Below are 22,383 nucleotides of genomic sequence, written 5' to 3'. Positions count from 1 at the left end.
AACTGTCGCACTTGGCTTGACAATCCGTCAATTAAAAAAGACCACATATTGTGGTCTCATCCTCAAATTAATCAGAGGCGAATATAGTAGCTTCAAATAGATTCACCCAAAATGGCGAAAACTGTAGTCCAAAGCGCGTACCTGGATACTCTCTTTTAAACCGTTCTTCAAGAATTTCCTTGGAGTCTTTCATTACAGTACTTAATTTATCTAAACTATTTATTGCCTGTTCAACAGTTGGATGCTCATGGTCGGCAAACCAACCGTCTTCCCATTTCATAAGTCCTTCACTTTCCAATTTTCCAAGTTCACTTTTTACAAATTGATCACTTGTTATATAAGGGGAGCCCTTAAATGTATTGTATAATGCACTTTGCATAGTCTTTGAGAGTGAGCCTATTGAATCATGCACATCCTCAACAGCTCTCATAAAAGTCTCCCACTCATCCATCTTCTCATCATCCATTACCTGAACATCTTGAGCATCTTTCATCTGCCGAAGACGTACATTCTCTGCTCGTAGGATATCAAGTTCATTTTCTACTTCTTCATATGCTCCTTTTGTGGAGTCCAGATCAGCACGCAATTCTTTAACTAACCCTGCAGTAACTACCTCTCTTGAACCCATCTCAGTAATGAATGGTGCTAAAACAGTAGTTTGAAAAGTTTTGGTTCTGCTCATAAAACGGGTCATATTGGGTTTTTGGCCGATTCCTCGATCAATAAATGCATCCCATAGTTGAGATAACCCTTCCTCGTTACCTAGCGAAATTGTTTGAGTAATGGCTCTATAAGGGGTATCATCCAGCGCTCTATAAGTTAGAGGGGGGACAATAAGTGGTACAAGGTTTTCTTCATTTACCCACGCTGCACCAAGTTCACATAAGCAGAAGACACTTTGAAAGTAACTTGGTGTGAAGATAGGCATAATTAAGTCTGCCTCTTGCATGCCGTTACGAATTTGTTCAACCCAATTTCCACCAACTCGTAATTGTTGATCCGAGGTGTTAAAAAAATTTTCTCTCCTAAGATCAAATTGTGTCTGCAGCAGATCCATGAGCGGATTAACCAACTCTCTATCTGCAGAAGCGTGACTAATAAAGATTTTTGTCAATATTTATCATCCTCATATTAAAGTATTAAACACTATCTCTATTAAATACCATAATATTCAATTTGACTATATTTTTTTGAGAGCCTTTCGAAAGTATCATAGTTTACATTTTTTTCTCATTGAAGCAATAAAAAAGGGTGGAGCTGCTTATGGGTTCCACCTTTAATCATTAGGTTAATTCTAACTGTAGTTGAGAATTGTCTTGCACTTCTAAAAATGTAAGGCTTCTTTTGCACGATGATGATAGAAATCCTCAATTACTAACGGCCTCTTGTTATAAAGCAAGCGTTGCTCCGATGCCTGGTTGATTTCCCGCATGATTTTGATAAGCGTTTCCCGGATACCATCCTTTTCGGTTTCCATGCCTTCTTTCTTTGATACATTGGCCGTGAAATACAATAAATCTGCCAATTCGTTCGTTTAACATACGGATTGAGGTTAGGTTGTCTTCATCATCCTCTGGAGCGTATGCATCAGTAAATATTTCAATCCATGCACTCCACGCAGATTGTGCGAATCCCCCAGGGAAATCATGTGAGCTTGGGGTTCGCACCAGGAAATCTCCTTCAGTAACACATTCTATTCCTACCTCGAACAATCAACGAGTGCCAGATGGGACTCCACGAATTCTAACGATCACCAGCGACGCTATTTGCCCCTTTTTGGTCACATTGAGATTCTAACGATCACCAGGGAGCTTATTTACTTGAAAGGCTGTGATTTTCGCCGGATTTTGGTGGTTTTCGCCTAAATAGCGCTTCTGGTGATCGTTAGATTTGTAAACAGCGCGAAAAGTGCAAAATAAGGCTTTGTGAGATCGTTAGAGCTTTTGAACCGATACCGATACTCACTCCGCTATCCAACCTTCGATTCTGCACTCTGACTCCTCGACGACCACGTACTAAACCAACGTTACCGTCGCTCCACCAGACGTTCTGTCCGCTTCACCTCTGCAACGCTGCCTGCGCCGATGCCGAACATGACGGTGCGTAGCTCGAATTCGACCTGCTCCAGCCGCTCGGACAGTGCTTCGTCGGAGGTGACGGCGGATTCGAGCAAGGAGCGACCAAAACCTGCGAGGTCGGCACCGAGCGCGAATGCTTTGGCAGCATCCACGCCAGTGTACAGTCCGCCGCTACCGATCAGCGCCCCATCGGGGTTCAGTGCGCGCACATCCTGGATGCATTCGGCTGTCGGAATGCCCCAATCGGCAAAAGCTTCAGCAGCCGCCCGGCGTACCGGGTTATTGTTGCGATACTTCTCCACCTGTACCCAGCTTGTACCACCTGCGCCAGCCACATCGATGAAGGCTACGCCCGCTTCGTACAGTCGCTGTGCCGTCACGCCATCGATGCCAAAACCAACTTCCTTGACACCAACAGGCACGTCCAGTTCACGACACAATTTCTCGATTCGTTGGTACAGACCGCTGAAGTTCGTATTGCCTTCGGGCTGGAATACTTCCTGCAGCGTGTTCAGATGCAGCACAAGCAGATCCGCGCCGGCGATATCCACGGCACGCTGGAAATCAGCCGTGCTGAAGCCATAGTTCAGCTGAACCGCGCCCAGGTTCGCGATGACCGGGATGTCCGGTGCCCAGCGGCGGACATCAAATGTGCTTGCGAGTTCCGGCTGCTCTACGGCAGCCCGGATCGAGCCTACGCCGAGCGCCCAGCCTCTGGCGTTCGCTACCCGTGCAAGGCGCTCATTGATCGCGCCTGTGGTCTTGCTTCCACCTGTCATCGAGCTGATAAGCAAGGGTGTACGCATTTTTTTGCCAAGGAACGAAGTGTCCAGATTCACCTCTTCAAAATCCAGCTCCGGCAGCGGATGATGACGAAACGCATACTTCTCCAGTCCGCTCGTTATGCCTTCTCCTGCCACATTCTCCTCCAGACAGAGGCGCACGTGCTCCAGCTTCCGTTCTCCCGTTGCCACTTCGGGCAGCAGCCGTCTGCCGGCTCGCTCTTGTTCGTTCATGATGAGACCTCCTATGTGAGAATGATGTGCAGGGTAGGCTCATCTGCGTTGTTATGCTTCCTGTTCCCTACCCCATGCTGAGTTGCTCTGTAACTCTTGTTTCTATGTAAAATGCGGTTGCAATGGACTGGGAGAAATCACTCACCGTTCTATCCACTCACACCTATTCAATAAATCATCCTTGTGTCGTTAATCGCTCGGCTTATTCATTCGGTTCTTAGACAGACCATATAGGGTAGTGTCTATCAATGGACAACTCTATCCAGTATACCGTTCCTCTCAACCTAATGAAAGGACACTCCAAAACCCCATCATCTCAAACGCTATTTTGTCAGGGTTTCAGAGCACCTATGCAACTCTTTGCAGCCTCAAAACAACTATTCTGCACGATTGAACCCTGCATTACTTGTTCGAACTCAGTCCAATATCAGAGCAGCTGTTTCACCTCATTAGGGTCTTGTCAGCCCCAGTCTGCCTTATTCAGTTCATCAAATTCATCAATTTCCAGCAAACCTGATCCTCCACACGCTTACTCTACCTCCCAAGTTCCGTTGCAAGTCGCTCCCCCACAAGCTGGCCGGACAGCGTAACAATCGGGGTTCCGCCGCCAGGGTGGGTTGTACCGCCAACGTACCAGAGCCCTTGAACATCTTTGCTCTGATTGCCTGGTCGCATAAAAGTCTGTTTCACCGAATTGGAGGAAATGCCATAGATCGACCCTTGATGAGCGAGTGTATCCCGTTCAATATGTTGCGGTGTGTAACAAATTAACACTTCCGATTGCATCAACCCGCCAATACCACGCGCCTCCAATTGTTCCAGCACAAACTCACCGTAACGATATTTCTGCTCTTCCCAGTTCCACGCTTGAGACAAATACGGTGCATTCACCAGAATGAACAGATTGCTGGCCCCTTCCGGAGCCATACCTTCTTCCGAGTAACCAGAGTAACAGATGTATATCGTTGGATCTGAAGGCATCCTGCGATCACGGAAAATATCATCAAACTCCAGCTTATACTGCTCTGGAAAAAAGACCGTGTGATGTAATAACTGATCGTACTTTCTGCGCACTCCCGCCAAGGTTACGAATCCTGAGATGGAAGGTTCGTACTTTGCAATCCGGGCATCACTCATTCGTTTCCGATGCTCCGGCGCGAGCAGTAACCTGTTTACACTAAGCACATCTCCATTAGCCACGACCTGTTCTGCTTCCATAAAGCCCCGATCCGTATCCACGCCGATCACCTTGCCATGCCGAGTCACGATCTGATGCACTTCTACACCCGTCAGAATCCGCACGCCTTTTTCCTGCGCAAGCCGGGTCATGCCTTCAATCAGCAGATACGTTCCGCCTTTGACCCCGTAGATGCCCACCTCTGCTTCCACATGACCCATCATGGCAAAAATAGAAGGCGACAGATAAGGAGATGATCCTACATACGTGGCGTACCGTCCGAACATGGCAAGTGTGTGTGGATGGCTGAAATACCTGCGTAACAACTTATCCAGCCTGACTGTAGGCCGCACCCGAAGCAGACTGCGTAGCATTTGAAGGTTGTATTTATCAGACGGATTCAGTAGCAACTTACCGAGGAAATGACGATTCGCCTCCGCATACAATGCGGCAGATTCATCCATAAACGCATCATAACGCAAGGCATCCTCCGGACTGTACACAGCAATCTGCTCTTTCATCCAGCCGCGATTTCTAGACAGATCGACCACTGTTCCATCCGCAAAAACATTACGTGTTCTAGGCTCTAGCTCGTACAACTGCACATAGTTCTCCATCACCACGCCTGCCTGATCAAAAACCGAGCGAAACGCATCCGGCATCGTAATCGTGCTCGGCCCGCGGTCAAAATGATACCCGTCCTGCTGGATCTGTTGCAACTTGCCGCCCACATGCGCCTGACGCTCCAAAATGGTTACTCGCAAGCCCGCCGTAGCAAGGCGAATCGCACAGGACAGACCACCGAAGCCTGCCCCGATTATAATGACATCCTGTTTCAAGTTCCCGTTTGAGGCCTCCGCCCGGTGCCCGTTATCCATTTTCATCTCTTTTCCCAGCAACATTCCTGCCCCTTTACTACCTTCTCCTATACCTTGGTCTCTCTCTGTATCTTCTGAACCGTCACCATTTCCATTCTCCTGTGCACTCTGCATCAGCTATAACGCCTGCCTTTCCATACATACCCTTTACCAGATCGACCTGCCTGCCATGAGGCCAGACCAATAGCAATCACACACGCCATGCTAATCGGTTGAAAAAGAGCAAGCCACCACGGCTGACCTCCGATATGATCGGATACCCGTTTTACAGCCATGCCAAGCAATGTGCCTATGAAACCATTCAGAAATGACGTTTCACTGCCCGTGAGTAGCCCTATGACCAGACCCAGCGGCGGCACAATATACATCACAAAGTACATCAGCATCGTCCCAAGCAACAGCACGTCCTTGCGCCCCATGCCTTCATACATATTTTTCTTATATCCGTTCCATACTTCTGCACCGTTCTGATACATTCGCGTACTCGTCACATCATGGACATCCGCCAGCATCACGGGATGACCGGCACGTTTCACTGCTTTGGCGAGACTCATGTCGTCCACCAGATGCCCTTGAATCGCTGCATGACCGCCGGATGCTTCATAACTTGTCCGATGAATGAGCAAAAAAGCCCCCGTAGCGGCGACAAACATCGGACTTGCTGACCTTCGTATCATAAAAATAGGAAGATGGCTGATGATCGTAAACATCATCATGGGCACAACAAGCTTTTCCATCCAGGTCTTCGCCACCTGATACGGGAAGCCGGTAACCAGCCCGCCGCCCTGCGCGCACCCGGCAGCAAAAGTCTGCCGAATGGCATCCGGCTTGACCCGAACGTCCGCATCCACGAACATAAACCAGTCTCCTTGGGCTTCCTGAACCAATCGGTGACAGGCGTAGGATTTCCCCATCCAGCCCGCAGGTAGTTCAGTACCCCGAAGCAAACGTACGCGTGAGTCTCGCTCGGCAATCGCCTGAACCAAAGCGGCGGTTTCATCTTCGGAGCGGTCGTCCAGCACCAGCACTTCCATGCGAAAATCCTTCGTATCACTGGCAAGCACACTTTCCAAACATGCTTCGATATGTATTCGTTCATTTCGCGCGGGGATCAATACCGTAACAAGCTGATCGGATGGCACGATATTCACCTTACGGAATGATCGTACTTTGGGCAGGCAAGCGGCATTCCACACCGCAAAGAGCAATTGCAGTAGCAACCCTCCCACCAGACACATCCACAATATCTCAGATGCATGCATACTCTCATTCATGTTATCGGTTCACCCGCTTTCGTGTCGCATCGTATTTTTCACTAGTGGAGCGTATTCCCCGAATCAGAGGCTGTGCATCTGGCAGACTTCCTTGTCCAAGCCGAATTAACGTTGCTCTATGATGATCCAGTTGCTGTTCGAGCACATGCCCTAGCCGATGAGCAATCTCTTCACTTTTCCATGCTTTCCAATCTTCCATGATCGGCGGACCAGCTTTCATAGAAATTTCCGGCAGGTCATGCTGAACCATGCCATGACATAAGGTGACTGGCACGGCAATAGCCTGTGGAAAACGACGAAGCACGAGTCCAATGCCCGGACGAAACTGAATCGGCCGAGCCTCCTGATGCAGAATTTCACCCTGCGGGAATATCCAGACCCTTTTGCCAGCAGCCAGCAACTCATTCGTATATTGCAACGATGTCCGAACACCCGATGCACTGTTCTTGTTGATTGAATACGCCCCGAGTTTGCGAAAAAAAGCATACTGCCGAAGCTGCCGCTCCTCCATCATCACATAATGATCCCCGCGCGAAGTTTGCTTCGCGGCATGATACAGTAGCAGTCCATCCCACCATGAGCTGTGGTTCATAAAATAGACAACAGGCTGAGCCGGCGCTATAGGCAACACTCCATCCAAGCCCCTACGATCTACGATTTGTGGATCGAGCGAACCCGAGAGCGTAAACGAACGAAAACGTCTACGCAACAAATAATAATGGTTGTACAGCGAGAAGACTCGGTCAAACGCTTTGGACTTTACGGCGCGAATCATACAGCCAGCTCCCCTCGGCAAGCAACACACCTGCGATGGCAATGATGAAACTGCCTGTTATGCCTTCTTTTAGCGCAAGCAGGCCAAACAGAAGGATAAACAGTTGGTACAACCATTTTGCCCGCAGTAGGGAATGTCGATCCTTCGGCATGGCCGGCAAAAAGAGAGACAGAAATGCTCCCATAATGAACCAGCTGATGTAGTTTGTCCACGGAACACCGTAGAACCCGCCTGGAGCCTGCCATTCCCAAAATCCCCTTGCATGAGCTACAGGATCGAGTACAAAATCCAGCACAATTGCCCAAAATCCCGTTTTGAGGGCTCGCACCAACTTTCCACCCCAGGTCGATCCACCGCCGCTAATCAGCGCCGAGTTGCCAACGACTGCGATCCAGGCGAATCCAAGTGTTACCGGTACACTGAACAGATGGATGCCAAAGAAGTCGGAATAGGCATACTCGCCAAAAGGCCAGTGTGTATGTACACCGATCCATTCCACACCCATCCCGCCCAGCCAGATGATAAAGGACGCTATCCAGAGACCGGGCCGTAGCCACTTGACTGACTGGTCGGACAGGTCAGATCGGCGATGTTGCTGATATATAAGGTCAAGCACATACAACGCGTAGAATACAAGAAATAGCCCATTAGAGAAGGATAACGCCTCAGGCACACCAATCGTAAGCATGAGGATGGCACCAATGGCGTACCATACCCAGTACACCCACTGAACCATCAGGATACCGCCATTCGGGAAGCTTGATACGCCAGCATCGGATACCGTTTCACAATCGCGCCCAGCATCTCCAGTTTCAATTCATCGCTGACATACGCTCGTTTCGTGTACACATCGTAATCGTTACGCTCCACGGCGTGCAGGATCGTTGAATAGAAGGCCGCGGCTAACTCAATCGAAAAGGCACTTTCAACCGGATAGGTGTCCAAACGATCCATGCCGATCCGGAACCAGTTCAGCGCTGCCGCTTTCAGATCCTGAATGATGGCGATAAATCGTTCATCCACAATGCCGTCTTCCCAGTCCTGTTCGGAGTATCCGTGTTTCTCCATAATCTCCAGCGGTACATAACGGCGCATTCTGGCCCGGTCTTCACCCACATCCCGAATAATGTTCACAATCTGCATGCCTTTGCCTAGTGCGATACCATTCATCGCTACTTCCGCACCGTTATCATTACGGAGCACAGGTAGCAGCATCTCGCCTACGGTTCCGGCAACCAGATAACAATAGTGCTCCAGCTGTTCCAGCGTTTTATAGTGGGTCACTTCCAGATCCGTTAGTTGGCCTTCCATCTGACGAAAAAACGGGCCTTTGTCCAGATGAGGGAAGCTGCTGAACAGCCATCTCAGTGCCGGCCAGATAAAGTGCCCCTCCGCTTCTTCGAGGTGTTCAAATAAATCACGAATCTCATGGATCGTATACGTTGATTGCTCCGGCTCATCCACACTGTCATCAATCATGCGGCAAAACGCATAGATTACATATACCGCCTCTCGGCGGGGACTTGGTAGGCCTTTAAATGCCTGATAAAAAGACGAGGAGCCCTTCTGCATCAACTCTTCACACCTGCTTAAAATCGCTTCGTTCATTTCCCCATCTCCTTCATGAGTTGATTGACAGCCATCCTAGCGCCTTGCATGACAATGGGCACGCCGCCTCCTGGATGTACCGATGCTCCGGCAGCATATAAACCTTGTATCTTCGAAAACGGCTTGGGCTGCGGTCGATACACACCCGACTGAAACAGGACAGGTGCAATGCCAAAACTTCCTCCACCGTATAAGCCATCACGCGCGGCGTCAGCAGGTGTACGTACTTTTTTCCATTGCAATGCTGCACGGAGTCCCGGGAATCCTCGTTCTTCTGCTTCTTCCAGCACACGTTCTGCCAGCGCTTCACTCTCTTGTTCCCAGTTCACGCCTTCCGCGTCCGGTACCGGAATGAGGAAATACAATACGCTCTGTCCAGGGGGTGCAGCCGTTTCGTCCACCGCAGCCGGATTGAATACGTAAAATGATGGCTTCGCCGGAATACGGCGCTCGTTGAAAACTTGGCGCAGACTACCATCCAGGCTTGGTGGCAAGAAAAACTGATGCGTTGTGGCATCCTCCCACCGTTTATCTACTCCGGCGTAGATCAGCACACATCCCGATGAAGGGCGATACGGCTTACGTTTCACGGGTACTTCCGGTACCTGCTTCATCAGCCCGCTCAAATTCGGAAAATCTCCGTTATAGATTACGGCATCCACCTTTTCAGCACCATCAGCCGTTTCAATTCCCTCGCATATTCCATTGCGGATCTCCAGTCCAGTGACTTCCGTGCTCAGCTTGATCTTCCCGCCGCGAGAGAGCAGTTCCTGCTCCAGAATAGCGGGCAGAGCCGCGTAACCGCCCTTCACCATCCAGATGCCATATTCGTGCTCGGCGTAAGGAAGCAATGAATAAATCCCAGGTGTACCAAAGGGCGATCCACCGATATACAAGCTTTGCAGCGAATACGCATCGAGCAATTCTTCATGTTCAAAATAATCCCCAACGGCCTTCCGCACACTCTTGTGTGCACGCAGCTTGCCCATAAGCGACATGAGCGAAGGGGTGAAGAAGTCCCTTTTGCGCGGAAACATCTGTTCCAGAAACGCTGCCCGGCCTGCGGGGAACAACGTGTCCATATCCTTCATAAACCTGTTGAATCCTCGGCCTTCTCCCGGGAACAACCGTTCAATCTCGGCGGTCTGCTCTGCCCGGTCTGTCTTCTTGGTCATGACACGTCCGCTGTGATAATGCACCCGGTATAACGGGTCACAGCGTAGCAGCTCGACTTTGGAGCGATCCACACCGGCCTCTTCCAAAATGCCAAGCAACATCTCGGGCAGGAGGACAATAGTTGGCCCCTGATCGATCCGGTATTCCCCTTCCTGTTCAAAAGCTATCCGTCCGCCTACGCGAGAGCCTCGCTCGTACACGGTAACATCCCATCCCTGACGGTTCAGCAGCAACGCTGAGGTAAGCCCTCCAATCCCGGCACCTACAACAGCTGCCCGCTTCATGATTGTCCTCCGGCTTGGGCAGTCTTCACGTAGGAGGATGGCTTGGTACGTCTTCGTGCATCCTCTTCCTGAATCAATCTGACACTGATTCGCGCCGATTCAAAGATTGTCGGCAAGCCGCTACCCGGGTGCGTACCTCCACCCACCAGCCAAACGCGTTCCAATTCCTCAAACTGATTATGCGGTCTCAGATACATCATCTGGCCCAGATTATGTGCCATATTAAACGTTGCCCCCTGGTATACATCCAGCTCATTCTGCCAATCCAGCGGTGTGAACAGCATACTTTCTTCGATCCGGCCACGAATGTCTGCCAGTTCTGGAATCGCTTCGAGCCGCTTCAACATGTCTTCTTGCACCTTCGCTCGTTCCGCCTCCCAATCGATGTCTCCCGTAAGGTTTGGTGTTGGCATTAGCACATAAAGTGCAGATTTTCCTGCCGGAGCGAGTGTCGGATCGAGCCTGGATGGGTTATGAACATATAGAGACGGGTCTGCCGATAAAATTTTGTGCTTGGTAATTTCGTCTACATTCACCCGGTAATCTTCCGGAAAATAAATCGAGTGATGTGGCAGGTCGATCTCACCATCTACACCGAGATACAACATGGCTGTGGAACAAGAATATTTTTTCTGTTTCATTTTTTCGGGTGTATATTTTTTAAGTACGCCAGGTTCGAACAGATGGTTCACTGCATGGGCAAAATCGGCATTGAGCACGACATGGTCCGCTTCGATCCGTTCGCCGTTTTCAAGCAGTACGCCCTCGGCGCGACCATTGCGAACAATAACCTGTTTCACCGGTGTACTGGTATGAATACGTCCGCCGTACTCTTCTACGACATCCGCCATCGCCTGAAATACCCGATTCACGCCGCCGATCGGATGGAACAGTCCATATTGGTGTTCGATAAACGACAAGATCGTAAAGGTTCCCGGACAATCCCATGCGGACATCCCCAAATATTTGGACTGGAATGTAAACGCCCAGCGCAGACGTTCGTCGGTAAAGTACCGGGAAAGAATGCCGTAAACCGTATTATTTATATCAAGTTTAGGTAGAGCCGTAATCGCATCTTTACGTAAATAATCGGTGAGCTTCCCAAACGGACGGCGGAGCAGTGGCATCACTTTGCCAAACTTCACTTCTTCGTCCCGCATGTACCGGAGGTAATTCTCTTCATTGCCAGGGAACAGCTCTTTGATCTGCGCTGCTGTATCCTCCCGATTGCGTGAAGGCGTGAACACCTTATCTCCAAAGTTCAAAGCGTACAGCGGGGTCAGTTCTTTCATATCTACATAATCCGAGAGCTTGCGTCCGACCACATCAAACATCTCTTCAATCAACTGAGGCATCATCAAAAAGGTAGCCCCGCGGTCAAACTTATATTCACCAAGCTCCAGACGGGAAGATCGTCCGCCAATGGCTGGCTGTTTCTCGTATACATCAACCTCATATCCCTGACCGGACAGTAACATGGCTGCTGCAAGCCCACCCGGGCCTGCGCCAATGACGGCTGCACGTTTGCGTTGTTGATTCGGTATCATGCCACTCACCTTTCTATGTAGGACTATCTCTAGTTCTCAAGCCCCTAAACTATTATTAAACCGCAATGAAACACTTTAATCGGGTAAACTCGAAAACATTATACAAATCGTGTACAAATATTATACGACAAGTAAAACATAAAATGACCCGCGGGTCAAATTAATTGTTTTTTACACGTTAAAGATCTATATAATCCATAAAAAAACATCCCTTGATCGCTGGATCAAAGGATGTCCTATATGAATCTATTCCATCAACATTCGCCTTATGTTCAATTGTTATCCTATCACTTGTTAGGCACCTGGTGGCCGATCCGTAAAATACTCCCGTTCAATCCAGGACTGCCAGTCTGCCGAATCTTCAGGCATAATCCATTCCGGGTGACGAGCGTGCTTCGCACGTTCAAACCCTTTGCCGCCCAGCACAAAACGGATATGAGGGAACTCGTCCCGAATTCGGTCAATCAGCTGATCACAAGGTTCCACAAGTCCGGGGCTCGTAATCGAAAGACAGACCAGTTTGATTTTCTGCTCGCGGAGAATCGGAAATACCCCTTCTTCCGGCGTATTGGCCCCGAGATACAGGACTTCCGCTCCATTTTTGCGCATAAATAAAGAGAACAACAATAAACCAACCTGATGATGTTCCCCTTCCGGACAGAGAGCAAGAACTTTGGGCAGATGCGGATAGATCGGGAACAGATGGAAAAACTGATAAAACCGCTGGGAGATCAACTGCGTCATGAAATGTTCCTGCGCTACCGTTGCACGTCCTGCTTCCCATGCGTCTCCAACCCGAACCAGGATCGGTACGAGTACATGGTAAAACATGCTGTCATATCCGTACATCGTGAAACCAAAATCAATCAAACCGTTGGCACGCTCGCCCTGAAAATGATAGAGGGAATCATAGATCTGATCGGCCATCTGTGCATGAGCTTCTTCCATCACGGGTACTGGGTGCACCATCGGCGCAGGTGAAGAAGAATCAGGCCTTTTAGCTTTCCTGATCTTCAACATGCGTACAGCCTCGGAGATATTGGCCTGATGCTGATCAATCTGCTCCTTTAGCCAGCGCAGATCCGCTACATTCTCTTCCGTGTACATGCGATAACCCGACTCTGTCCGCTCAGGGGTAACCGCATCATAACGATTTTCCCAAGCCCGGAGCGTGACCGCCTGAATGCCCAGCATGGCAGCGACTTGTTTGATGGAATACACGTGATTACCTACTTTCTCTCCATAAACGTTCTACAAAAATAATACGTTCATTATACACAACGACCCTACAGCTGTCGATTCATCCAATCCAAATTGCATGATTCACCTGTAAAAATCTCATGATTCTCATACAACATCCGAATTCTGCCTCCTGCGTCAACATCGCTACACCTGTGGTAATAAACGTCAGCAAGTACAGAAAGGGGGAGTCCAACATTGTTCCCATTGCGCCGCAACACCTCTGACCGCAAATCTTCCCGCGGCAAATTCCCATACATACGCACAGCAATTGCACTACTTATCCTATGGTTTATTGCTGTTATGCTCTATCAGACCTATAAACCGCTACCACCAGGCATTTCTTATGAAAGTCAAGAATATCGGGTGAAGAATGTCGAGTTCCTTCATGACCTCACGTACCCTTCTGCCGACGGACAGATGCTTCATGAACAGCAGATTTTTCAGCGGATGAAACAGGTGGTTGAGGATGCCGAGCAATTTGTCCTGGTGGATATGTTTCTGTTCAACAATTATCAGCACAAGGGACAGAACTTTCCGCCTGTCAGCCAGGAGTTTACTGATGCACTCCTTGCCAAGAAAATGCAACATCCCGATATGGACATCTGGTTCATTACCGATGAAGTGAACACCAACTATAACTCGGCCCCCAATCCGCTACTGGAACAGATGAAACAGGCCGATATTCATGTCGTCATCACTAATGTTGATCCACTACGTGATTCTACACCGGTATATTCCGCAGTCTGGCGTACGTTCTTCCAGTGGTTTGGTCAGTCCGGTAAAGGCTGGATTCCTAACCTGATGGCAACAGATGGCCCGGATGTTACATTGCGTTCATATCTGAAATTGCTTAATGTAAAGGCCAATCACCGCAAGGTTGTTCTCAGCGAAAAAACAGCTATTGTATCATCAGGTAACATTCATGACCCTAGCGCTTATCACTCCAACATTGGCTTTGAGGTTACCGGTCCGATCATTGGGGATATCATTCAATCGGAGCAAGCTGTTGTAGATATATCGGGCGGGGGCCAGCTTCCTGTCTATGACGAAATCTCCCACACTCCGTCTTCCGAGGAAGCCGATGAAAATGATCGGCCTGTTCGCCTTCGTTATGTGACCGAAGGCAAAGTCAATGATGCCTTGCTGGATGAGCTGAGTCAGGTGGGAAAAGGGGATACCATTTGGATGGGGATGTTCTACATCGCTTCACCAAAAGTATTGGAGGCTTTACTGGATGCCTCGGAGCGAGGAACCGATATCCGGCTTGTACTTGACCCTAACGAAAACGCCTTTGGTCAGGAGAAGATCGGCATTCCTAATCGTCCTGTAGCAGCAGAATTACATGGTAAATCGAATGGCAAAATCCAGATTCGCTGGTATAACACGACCAAGGAGCAGTACCATACCAAAATGATGTATATTGCCAAAGCTGCTGGAGATCATATCGTGCTCGGTGGCTCAACCAACTTCACTCCCCGGAATCTGAATGACTACAATTTGGAGAACAATGTGTGGATTGCAGCTCCGGCAGACAACAAGTTTACGTTAGACGTTGCGAATTATTTCAAGCGCATTTGGACAAATGAGGATGCCGAATTCACTCTGAATCTGGAAGAGTTCCAGGAGAAGACCACCTTCCTGAAAGGCATTTTGTATAAACTGCAGCTCATTCTTGGGTTTACTACCTTCTGATTGACGTATGTATATTCGGTGATAAAAGCGAAGCCTTTGCTTCTGATACTCTCTTTTTCAGGAACCTTTTAGGTTGTCTTGCAGGTGGCCTCTTCGTTTTTTGTAAATGATTCGTTCAGTCTACACAGAGACTCCGGATCACAACTTAATCCATACACCCATTTAACTAAATACATCCGTCTGCACTCTTCATGTGCGGCGGGTGTATTTTCTGTTTTCTATCCTGGCTTGACAGAGGATGTAATGTGTGAAAAGATGTTACCTAACGACCGTTAGGAAGGTGAATGTGATGACTGCTTATTCCATCCGGGACGCGGCCCTGTTTCATTTTGCCAGAGACGGCTATGAAGGGGCTTCCTTGAGAGCGATAGCTGATGAAGTGGGGATTAAGAAACCCTCTATATACGCGCATTTTAGCTGTAAAGAGGACTTGTTTATGCACACGCTGGACCATGCATTCGATGAAGTACGGCGACATACCTTGGAATATTTCCGTGACCACGCCCACCTGCCACTGGAACAACGGCTGCGGGGGTTGTTGACGTGGTTTGAGCAGGAGTATCAGAATCATGCCTCTGCCAGATTGATGCTACGCAACTGTTATTATCCGCCGCCCGATCTGTATAGCCAGGTGATGGATCTGGTATATCCATTTCTGGACGGTATGGAGCGTGCATTGTCACGGCTGTTGCAACGAGCGATTCGCGAGGGTGATGTTCCGCCTATTCCTGCCGAGCAGGCCGCCATTGCTTTTATGACCTTTCTCGATGGCATTACTGTTGAAATTATCTATGGAAGCTCACGTCGGTACAAGAGACGGCTGGATGCTTCCTGGCCTGTCTTTTGGAATGGTATACACAGCTTGAATGAACAGGCACGCCTTATCGTGCCAGAAGGAGATTGAACATCATGAACCGCAACTGGTTATACGTTTTTGTAGGAGGCATTATTGAAATTGTGTGGGTTAGCGGACTAAAACATGCTTCGAATGCTTGGGAATGGGCATTGACGGGACTCGCCATTGTCATTAGTTTCGGCCTGATCATTGCTGCGGCTAAACGACTGCCTGTGGGTACGGTCTACGCCGTGTTTACGGGGATCGGTACAGCCGGTACGGTATTGACCGAAATGCTACTGTTTGGTGAACCGTTCCGTTTGGCTAAAATGCTACTGATTGGACTGCTGCTCTGCGGTGTCATTGGGCTGAAACTCGTCACGGATCAGCAAGAGAAGCAGGAACCACAGGTTAAAGGAGGTGCCGTCTAATGGCTTGGCTTGCGATTGTAGGTGCAGGAATTTGTGAAATTTTCGGAGTCATCGGCATCAACGGAGCTTCTACGCGTAAGGGTTGGCCTTACATTGTCCTGATGCTGGTATCATTCGTATTCAGCTTCTCGCTGTTATCTTACGCGATGACATCTATCCCTATGGGCACAGCCTATGCGGTGTGGACAGGAATTGGCACAGTGGGAAGTACGGTGACGGGAATGCTTCTGTTTGGTGAACGTAAAGAAGCGAAGCGACTACTGTTCATTGCAATGATTTTGGTAGCAGCTGTAGGATTGAAGATCATTACGTAATGTAATGAATATCGTGCAATATAATGGATATTATCAACTTCAGGCAGAAAGACGACTTCACTCAGGGAGTCGTCTTTTTTTGTAGGTACGATTGTTTTAAGTACGTTTGTCGAGGTGCGTTTGTGGAGATACGATTGTGGAGTGCGTTCGTATACATAGGTTTGTGTAGGTAGGCTTGTGTAAGTACAAATTTCAGGTGAAATTTTTTAAACACAACAGGTGATTTGGGATATAATGTAATCTAAGAGATGACCTTGTCATTAAGCTCATTGGAAAGAAGGGGAGTGCATTTTATGAAAAAATGGTTGGTACGTATCGGAGCATATACCGGTTATTCGTTCTTGATCGCACTGGCACTCTTCTATCTCTTTTTCTTGGGAGTAATCATCATGATCGCTGTATACGATTTTATGGGAGGGGTATAGTCTGCTTTCTCTTTACTTCACTTGCTCTTTTTTCTTAGACTCGCAATGCTTTACTTGGATTTTCATTTATTCCTTTTTTATTTTAATTTCTTTTATTGAACTGTATTATATCTTCTTTAATTTGTTCTGATTTATTTTAGTTTATATCGATTTATGTTGGTTTACTTTCTATTTGCGCTTTCCTTCGCTTTTGCCCCTATTTCGTTCTCTACTTCTCGCCTCCCTCACTTCTTTACTTTACTTTACTTACTCTTTCTTGTTTTGCCTTGTTTTGCTTTGTTTTGCTTTGTTTTGCTTGGCTTAATTCCCTCATTTTCGATATTCATTCGCTGTTTCTCTCTTCTTCTCTCTTTTCCTTTCCGAAGTAGCGTGGTTCGTGCATTTTATTTTTAACGATCACCAGTAACGCTATTTGGGCCAAATTACAGGTTTTAGATTTCTAACGATCTCAGGCGAGCTTATTTCAGGATTTTGATGCGAAAATGGACGTCCAGCTTGTGTTTTCAACAAAATAAGGTTTCTGGTGATCGTTAGAATTTCAAAAGGATGAATATTGCTCAAATAAGCTCCGCTGTGATCGTTAGAATAAATTTTCGATATGTTCTCGAGTCGTTCTTAAGAGTGTTGTTGAGGTGTTGAGGTGTTTTGAAGCGTTCTTGAATGTTGATGTGTTTTCGTTGTGTTGCACCGCACGCATCTCCTGGCACGAGATGTAATGAGTTTGGCGCAACAAGATGATCAGTCGTACGGCCAAGTCTACATACTTGAAGCGTTCTTAAAGCGGGAGTTATGCGTTCTTGATGTGTTGATGTGTTTTCGATGCGTCCTTTATACATTCTTCCATTCCCTCTCCAAAAAGTACAACGTACAGCTTTACGGCTTGCGTACTGTACTCTCTCAGTTCTTCTCTCGATTCATTCAGAGTTCTTTCAGGGTTCTTCTCTCGATTCTTTTCTCAGTCCACTTTTCGGCTCTTTTACACCCCTACACCGTGCACATTTGTAATCCCTCATTCACATCGTTTATACTTAGTTTGACCACAAAGTCAATTCAAGAACTCAAGAGTTCCCAGTGAGGTGAACATACCCTTAATGAACCCGATCCATGGGATGAATGAAAAAAGAAAACTGGTCATCACCACAGCGCTCAAGCTGTTTTCCGCTAAGGGTAGCGCAGCAACCTCCATGCAGGAGATTGCCGAATTATGCGGGATGTCCAAAGGCAGCTTATATCTCATGTTCAAATCCAAAGAGGAACTGGAAGCCAGTACGCTGGAGTACTGTGTATACATTCTTATGGACGAGATGTCCCAGATTGAACACGAGAGCAGCCTGACCTCCAGAGAACGGCTACATAAACAGATTGAGGTGCTGCTAACGCATGTTGCGGAATTGAAGGAATTTTTACGCGTCCAACTACGCAGCATGATGATGGATGATGAACAACAGCGCAAGGAGCACTGCACTCCTCAGCAAAGAGATATTGAGATACGTACATTGCATTGGTTCAAAAACAAACTGGAGGATCTATACGGCTCCGAGATCGAGCCTTATACGATTGATCTTATCCTTCTGACACATGGACTATTCCTGTCGTACGTCAAAATCTGGTTTACCGAAATGCCTTCTCTTACGGTCAATAAGATGGCTACGCATCTTTTGCAAATGATGGATTATGCAGCACAGGGCTGCCTCCAGCATCGGCCTGAACCTCTGATTCCGCTGGATCAGTGGCCTGCCTGGATTGCTGAACCCCAACTAGATGCAACCATGTTGCGGCATCCCGTCCATATTCTGAAACAGATGCAAGATATCGCATCAAGCGACCTGCCCGCCGGTCAGTCAAAAAATGATGTGCTTGAGACCATTGCCATACTGAGGCAAGAGATCATGGAATTTACGCCAAGGCGTGCCATCATTCTCGGCATGATGCGTAACCTGGAAGGGATAACTATCCTTGAACCGATGCACTCCGAGCTTCAGCACATTATGGATACCATGTATAACCGGTTTATCCAGACTGACTCGTCACACACATAAACAGGAGAAACAGAGAGGAGAAGAAACCAACGTATGAAAGGGATTATTAACTTTTCACTGAACAACAAGTTTGCAATCTGGATTCTGACCATCATCATCTCATTCGCAGGCTTGTACAGCGGAATGACGATGAAGCAGGAGACTATTCCGAACATCAATGTACCGTTTCTGAATGTCACGGCGATTGATCCGGGTGCAGCTCCCGAAGGTATTGTAGAAGATGTCACGAAGCCGCTGGAACAGAAGCTACGCAACCTCGAGGGTGTGAAGACCGTCACCTCCACTTCTATGGAGAATGCGGCATCCATCACGCTGGAATTCGACTATGGAACGGATTTGACGAACGCAACAGCTACGGTTCGTGAAGCACTGAACGAGGTGCAATTGCCGGACAGTGTGCAGAAACCAACCATCTCCAAATTCAGCATTAACTCGTTCCCGGTTGTATCCCTCAGTTTGTCCGACAAGGACGGCGGGGATTTGGAAGAACTGACACGACTTGTAGAATCGGACATCAAACCCGCACTAGAAGATATTGATGGTGTAGCTCAGGTTCAAGTGTCCGGTCAGTACGTTAAAGAAGTGCAATTGACGTTTGATCAAGCCAAAATGGCTGAACTCGGTCTAAGCGAAGATACGGTGAACGGCATCGTTAAAGGTTCATCCATTCGTGTTCCCCTCGGCCTCTTCGAACTGGATAAATCCCAGAAAGCCGTAGTTGTAGACGGCAACATCATCGGACTCGATGATCTGAAAGATCTGGCGATCCCAGTCGTACCTAGCGGAGCTGGGGCTGGTGCAAACCAAGGCGCTGGTGTTTCTGCGGGTCAGGGTGCTGGAGCGGCTGCTGGACAAGGTTCTGCTGCGACAGGGACTTCCCAAGGTGGCGGTGCTCAAGCCGGTCAAGCTAGTGGTCAAACTGCGGATTCATCGGCTCAAGCTGGACAAGATGCATCTGGTGCTGCGCAAGGTTCCAACCCGGCAGCAGGTCAAGCGGGTAGCGGCAATGCTGCTACAGCAAATCCATCGGGTGCCGCAGGTGCGGCAAACGCAGCAGGAATCCCAACCGTGAAGCTAAGCGACATTGCCAAGATTGAGGTCATCGGTCAAGCCGAGTCCATTTCCCGTACCAACGGCAAGGAGTCCATCGGTATTTCCGTGGTGAAATCCAACGATGCCAATACGGTGGACGTGGTTAAGGCCGTCAAAAATAAAGCAGAAGAATTGCAGAAGCAATTCAAAAATGCCGAATTGACGATCTTGCTTGACCAAGGTCAACCTATCCAGGATTCCGTCAACACGATGCTGGGCAAAGCTATATTTGGTGCCTTGTTCGCGATTCTGATTATCCTGCTCTTCCTGCGTAACATCCGTTCAACGATTATCTCCATTATCTCGATTCCGCTCTCCTTGCTCATGGCATTGACGGCGCTCAATCTGATGGACATTACCTTGAACATGATGACACTCGGAGCAATGACGGTTGCGATCGGCCGGGTTGTCGATGACTCCATCGTTGTTATCGAGAACATCTACCGCAGACTGACGCTCAAAAACGAGATGCTGAAAGGCCGGGATCTGGTTCGTGAGGCGACTCGCGAGATGTTTATCCCGATCCTCTCCTCAACCATTGTTACGATTGCAGTCTTCTTGCCGCTCGCACTCGTTAGCGGTATGGTCGGAGAGTTGTTCATGCCATTTGCCTTGACGATGGTATTCGCCCTGCTCGCATCCCTACTGGTTGCAATCACGATTGTACCGATGCTGGCACACAGCTTGTTCCGTAAAGGGATCAAGAACAAACAAAACCATGAAGAAAAACCAGGTAAACTGGCTGAAAGCTACAAACGCCTGTTGAACTGGACGCTCTCTCACAAAATCATTACCGTTCTTATTGCGGTTCTACTATTGGTCGGCAGCTTGTTCCTATACCCATTCATTGGCACAAGTTTCCTGCCAGAGCAAAAGGATAAATTCGCCACGATCACCTATAGTCCGGAAACGGGCTCACTTCGTGAAGATGTAGAAAAAGAAGCCCTCGTTGCTGAGAAATGGTTACTGAAACAGCCAGGTATGGAGAAAATGCAATATTCCATCGGCGGTGGTAACCCGCTCGCTAGCATGGGTGGAGGCGGCGGTAACTCTGCACTCTTCTACATTCAATACAATAAAGACACCAAAGATTTTACCGATGTGAAGAAACAACTGGTTGAAGGTTTGCAAAAAGAAGTGACCAAAGGCACATGGAGTGAACTCGACATGTCCGGCGGATTTGGCGGAAGCAACTTAAGCCTGTCCATCTACGGGGATAGTGTGGAGCAATTGAAACCTGTAGCTGAAGAAGTCCTGAAACTGGTTCAAGCGGAAAAGGACTCTTTTGAAAAAGCAGATACCACCATCTCCGACACCTACGGTCAGTACACCCTCGTTGCCGATCAGGAGAAGCTCAGCAAACTCGGCCTTACGGCGGGTCAACTGGCAATGGCACTGAGCCCTGTACGTGAACGTCCGGTACTTACGGAAGTGGATATCGACAACAAAACGTACAAAGTCTATGTAGAAACGGACAACAAAACGTTCAACAGCATCAAGGATATTGAAAATGAAAAGGTCACTTCACCGCTGGGCATCCAGATTCCAATCAAGGATGTAGCCAAAGTGGAAGAAGGCACTTCACCGAACTCCATCATGCGTATTGATGGCAAAGTGGTTGTACAGGTGACAGCGAACATTCTGGCATCCGATGTGACCAAAGCTTCGCAAAACCTGAAAGCCAACATCGACAAGCTGGACTTGCCGGATGGCGTTGAAGTGAAGTTTGGCGGTACAACCGAACAGATTAATGACACCTTTACGCAGCTTGGTCTGGCAATGCTGGCAGCCATTGCGATTGTATACTTCGTGCTCGTGGTGACATTTGGCGGCGGACTTGCACCATTCGCGATTCTGTTCTCTCTGCCATTCACCGTGATTGGTATCATGGTTGGTTTGTTTATCGCAGGCGGTACACTCGATGTATCCGCTATGATGGGTGCACTGATGCTGATCGGTATCGTTGTTACCAACGCCATTGTTTTGATCGACCGTGTTATTCATAAGGAAAACGAAGGACTCACGACGCGTGAAGCGCTGCTGGAAGCCGGAGCTACACGTCTGCGTCCAATCCTGATGACCGCTCTCGCAACGATTGGTGCCCTGCTGCCACTGGTAACAGGTCTCGAAGAAAGTGCAGGTATCATCTCGAAAGGACTCGGAATTACCGTAATCGGTGGTCTGATCAGTTCTACACTGCTTACGCTGGTCATCGTGCCAATCGTGTATGAGTTCCTGATGAAATTCAAAAAGAAAAAAATCGTCGATTAATTCAGTCTATCGTTATTCCCACGATTCAGATGTGATCGCGAGCAAAAATTTGCCCTTGACGGGTACTGGAATCTGTAGTGATTCCCGTGCCTGATCAAGGGCATTTTTTATCGTGTCGATGGTAAAAAGTCGAACATGTATCTGCTACCAATCTGATGCCATTTAAGATGTGTGACAAAAAGATCGATTATTTTTGTTATCCAGACTAAATGAACGTCAGGTTTAATCT

General features: G+C 48.3%; 18 protein-coding genes. 7 read left to right on the top strand and 11 right to left on the bottom strand.

Features of this window, described 5'->3' with window-relative positions; translation table 11 throughout:
* Positions 1-67: 67 nt before the first annotated feature.
* The 11 genes from H7T88_RS28050 to H7T88_RS29100 form a co-directional block, all read right to left on the bottom strand.
* The gene (locus H7T88_RS28050; protein ID WP_221791675.1) at positions 68-1,114 is read right to left on the bottom strand and encodes a toll/interleukin-1 receptor domain-containing protein; all 1,047 of its coding nucleotides are present in this window, start codon (positions 1,112-1,114) and stop codon (positions 68-70) included.
* 274 nt (positions 1,115-1,388) lie between these two features.
* On the bottom strand, positions 1,389-1,667 hold the full coding sequence (locus H7T88_RS28045) for a hypothetical protein (protein WP_221791674.1): 279 nt from the start codon (positions 1,665-1,667) through the stop codon (positions 1,389-1,391).
* Positions 1,668-2,026: 359 nt separating this feature from the next.
* Positions 2,027-3,094, bottom strand: a complete 1,068-nt coding sequence (fni, locus tag H7T88_RS28040) for a type 2 isopentenyl-diphosphate Delta-isomerase (RefSeq protein WP_154891332.1) — start codon at positions 3,092-3,094, stop codon at positions 2,027-2,029.
* 534 nt (positions 3,095-3,628) lie between these two features.
* The gene (locus H7T88_RS28035) at positions 3,629-5,149 is read right to left on the bottom strand and encodes a phytoene desaturase family protein (protein WP_221791679.1); all 1,521 of its coding nucleotides are present in this window, start codon (positions 5,147-5,149) and stop codon (positions 3,629-3,631) included.
* A gap of 113 nt (positions 5,150-5,262) precedes the next feature.
* Positions 5,263-6,423 (bottom strand): glycosyltransferase family 2 protein, encoded by a 1,161-nt coding sequence (locus H7T88_RS28030; RefSeq protein WP_260511199.1) that lies wholly within the window; start codon positions 6,421-6,423, stop codon positions 5,263-5,265.
* Between the two features lies 1 nt (position 6,424).
* Positions 6,425-7,198 (bottom strand): lysophospholipid acyltransferase family protein, encoded by a 774-nt coding sequence (locus H7T88_RS28025; RefSeq protein ID WP_221791673.1) that lies wholly within the window; start codon positions 7,196-7,198, stop codon positions 6,425-6,427.
* Positions 7,167-7,934: a carotenoid biosynthesis protein gene (locus H7T88_RS28020; protein ID WP_221791672.1), complete on the bottom strand. Its 768-nt coding sequence runs from the start codon at positions 7,932-7,934 to the stop codon at positions 7,167-7,169. The genes H7T88_RS28025 and H7T88_RS28020 overlap by 32 nt, the downstream gene beginning before the upstream one ends.
* The gene (locus H7T88_RS28015) at positions 7,934-8,806 is read right to left on the bottom strand and encodes a phytoene/squalene synthase family protein (protein ID WP_221791671.1); all 873 of its coding nucleotides are present in this window, start codon (positions 8,804-8,806) and stop codon (positions 7,934-7,936) included. Before H7T88_RS28015 ends, H7T88_RS28020 begins: the two co-directional genes overlap by 1 nt.
* Positions 8,803-10,266, bottom strand: a complete 1,464-nt coding sequence (locus H7T88_RS28010) for a phytoene desaturase family protein (RefSeq protein WP_221791670.1) — start codon at positions 10,264-10,266, stop codon at positions 8,803-8,805. Before H7T88_RS28010 ends, H7T88_RS28015 begins: the two co-directional genes overlap by 4 nt.
* A complete protein-coding gene (locus tag H7T88_RS28005) occupies positions 10,263-11,813 on the bottom strand; it encodes a phytoene desaturase family protein (RefSeq protein ID WP_221791669.1) in 1,551 nt (516 codons plus the stop codon). The genes H7T88_RS28010 and H7T88_RS28005 overlap by 4 nt, the downstream gene beginning before the upstream one ends.
* A 294-nt stretch (positions 11,814-12,107) precedes the next feature.
* Positions 12,108-13,034 (bottom strand): MerR family transcriptional regulator, encoded by a 927-nt coding sequence (locus H7T88_RS29100; protein WP_221791667.1) that lies wholly within the window; start codon positions 13,032-13,034, stop codon positions 12,108-12,110.
* Positions 13,035-13,250: 216 nt separating this feature from the next.
* Here H7T88_RS29100 and H7T88_RS27995 point away from each other — a divergent pair, with 216 nt between their 5' ends.
* The 7 genes from H7T88_RS27995 (at position 13,251) to H7T88_RS27970 (ending at position 22,154) form a co-directional block, all read left to right on the top strand.
* A complete protein-coding gene (locus H7T88_RS27995; protein ID WP_260511198.1) occupies positions 13,251-14,747 on the top strand; it encodes a phospholipase D family protein in 1,497 nt (498 codons plus the stop codon).
* Positions 14,748-15,036: 289 nt separating this feature from the next.
* Positions 15,037-15,651, top strand: a complete 615-nt coding sequence (locus H7T88_RS27990; RefSeq protein ID WP_221791665.1) for a TetR/AcrR family transcriptional regulator — start codon at positions 15,037-15,039, stop codon at positions 15,649-15,651.
* A 5-nt stretch (positions 15,652-15,656) separates the two neighbouring features.
* On the top strand, positions 15,657-16,013 hold the full coding sequence (locus H7T88_RS27985) for a DMT family transporter (protein WP_090922791.1): 357 nt from the start codon (positions 15,657-15,659) through the stop codon (positions 16,011-16,013).
* On the top strand, positions 16,013-16,327 hold the full coding sequence (locus H7T88_RS27980) for a DMT family transporter (RefSeq protein WP_090922789.1): 315 nt from the start codon (positions 16,013-16,015) through the stop codon (positions 16,325-16,327). Before H7T88_RS27985 ends, H7T88_RS27980 begins: the two co-directional genes overlap by 1 nt.
* Before the next feature lie 293 nt (positions 16,328-16,620).
* Positions 16,621-16,752 (top strand): hypothetical protein, encoded by a 132-nt coding sequence (locus H7T88_RS28950; protein ID WP_260511197.1) that lies wholly within the window; start codon positions 16,621-16,623, stop codon positions 16,750-16,752.
* A gap of 1,109 nt (positions 16,753-17,861) precedes the next feature.
* A complete protein-coding gene (locus H7T88_RS27975; RefSeq protein ID WP_221791663.1) occupies positions 17,862-18,791 on the top strand; it encodes a TetR/AcrR family transcriptional regulator in 930 nt (309 codons plus the stop codon).
* A 33-nt stretch (positions 18,792-18,824) separates the two neighbouring features.
* Positions 18,825-22,154 carry an efflux RND transporter permease subunit gene (locus H7T88_RS27970; protein WP_221791661.1) on the top strand — a complete coding sequence of 1,110 codons (3,330 nt, stop codon included), beginning with the start codon at positions 18,825-18,827 and terminating at the stop codon, positions 22,152-22,154.
* The last annotated feature ends 229 nt before the right edge of the window (positions 22,155-22,383 follow it).

Source organism: Paenibacillus cucumis (ex Kampfer et al. 2016) (assembly GCF_019748695.1).
Classification (GTDB): Bacteria; Bacillota; Bacilli; order Paenibacillales; family Paenibacillaceae; genus Paenibacillus; species Paenibacillus polysaccharolyticus.
This window is presented reverse-complemented; position numbering and strand designations above follow the sequence as displayed.

Coding starts and splice junctions, on each gene's coding strand:
- fni (WP_154891332.1), bottom strand. CDS start 3,094: ATGAACGAACAAGAGCGAGCCGGCAGACGGCTGCTGCCCGAAGTGGCA.
- H7T88_RS28035 (WP_221791679.1), bottom strand. CDS start 5,149: ATGGATAACGGGCACCGGGCGGAGGCCTCAAACGGGAACTTGAAACAG.
- H7T88_RS28030 (WP_260511199.1), bottom strand. CDS start 6,423: ATGAATGAGAGTATGCATGCATCTGAGATATTGTGGATGTGTCTGGTG.
- H7T88_RS28025 (WP_221791673.1), bottom strand. CDS start 7,198: ATGATTCGCGCCGTAAAGTCCAAAGCGTTTGACCGAGTCTTCTCGCTG.
- H7T88_RS28020 (WP_221791672.1), bottom strand. CDS start 7,934: ATGGTTCAGTGGGTGTACTGGGTATGGTACGCCATTGGTGCCATCCTC.
- H7T88_RS28015 (WP_221791671.1), bottom strand. CDS start 8,806: ATGAACGAAGCGATTTTAAGCAGGTGTGAAGAGTTGATGCAGAAGGGC.
- H7T88_RS28010 (WP_221791670.1), bottom strand. CDS start 10,266: ATGAAGCGGGCAGCTGTTGTAGGTGCCGGGATTGGAGGGCTTACCTCA.
- H7T88_RS28005 (WP_221791669.1), bottom strand. CDS start 11,813: ATGATACCGAATCAACAACGCAAACGTGCAGCCGTCATTGGCGCAGGC.
- H7T88_RS27990 (WP_221791665.1), top strand. CDS start 15,037: ATGACTGCTTATTCCATCCGGGACGCGGCCCTGTTTCATTTTGCCAGA.
- H7T88_RS27985 (WP_090922791.1), top strand. CDS start 15,657: ATGAACCGCAACTGGTTATACGTTTTTGTAGGAGGCATTATTGAAATT.
- H7T88_RS27980 (WP_090922789.1), top strand. CDS start 16,013: ATGGCTTGGCTTGCGATTGTAGGTGCAGGAATTTGTGAAATTTTCGGA.
- H7T88_RS28950 (WP_260511197.1), top strand. CDS start 16,621: ATGAAAAAATGGTTGGTACGTATCGGAGCATATACCGGTTATTCGTTC.
- H7T88_RS27975 (WP_221791663.1), top strand. CDS start 17,862: ATGAATGAAAAAAGAAAACTGGTCATCACCACAGCGCTCAAGCTGTTT.
- H7T88_RS27970 (WP_221791661.1), top strand. CDS start 18,825: ATGAAAGGGATTATTAACTTTTCACTGAACAACAAGTTTGCAATCTGG.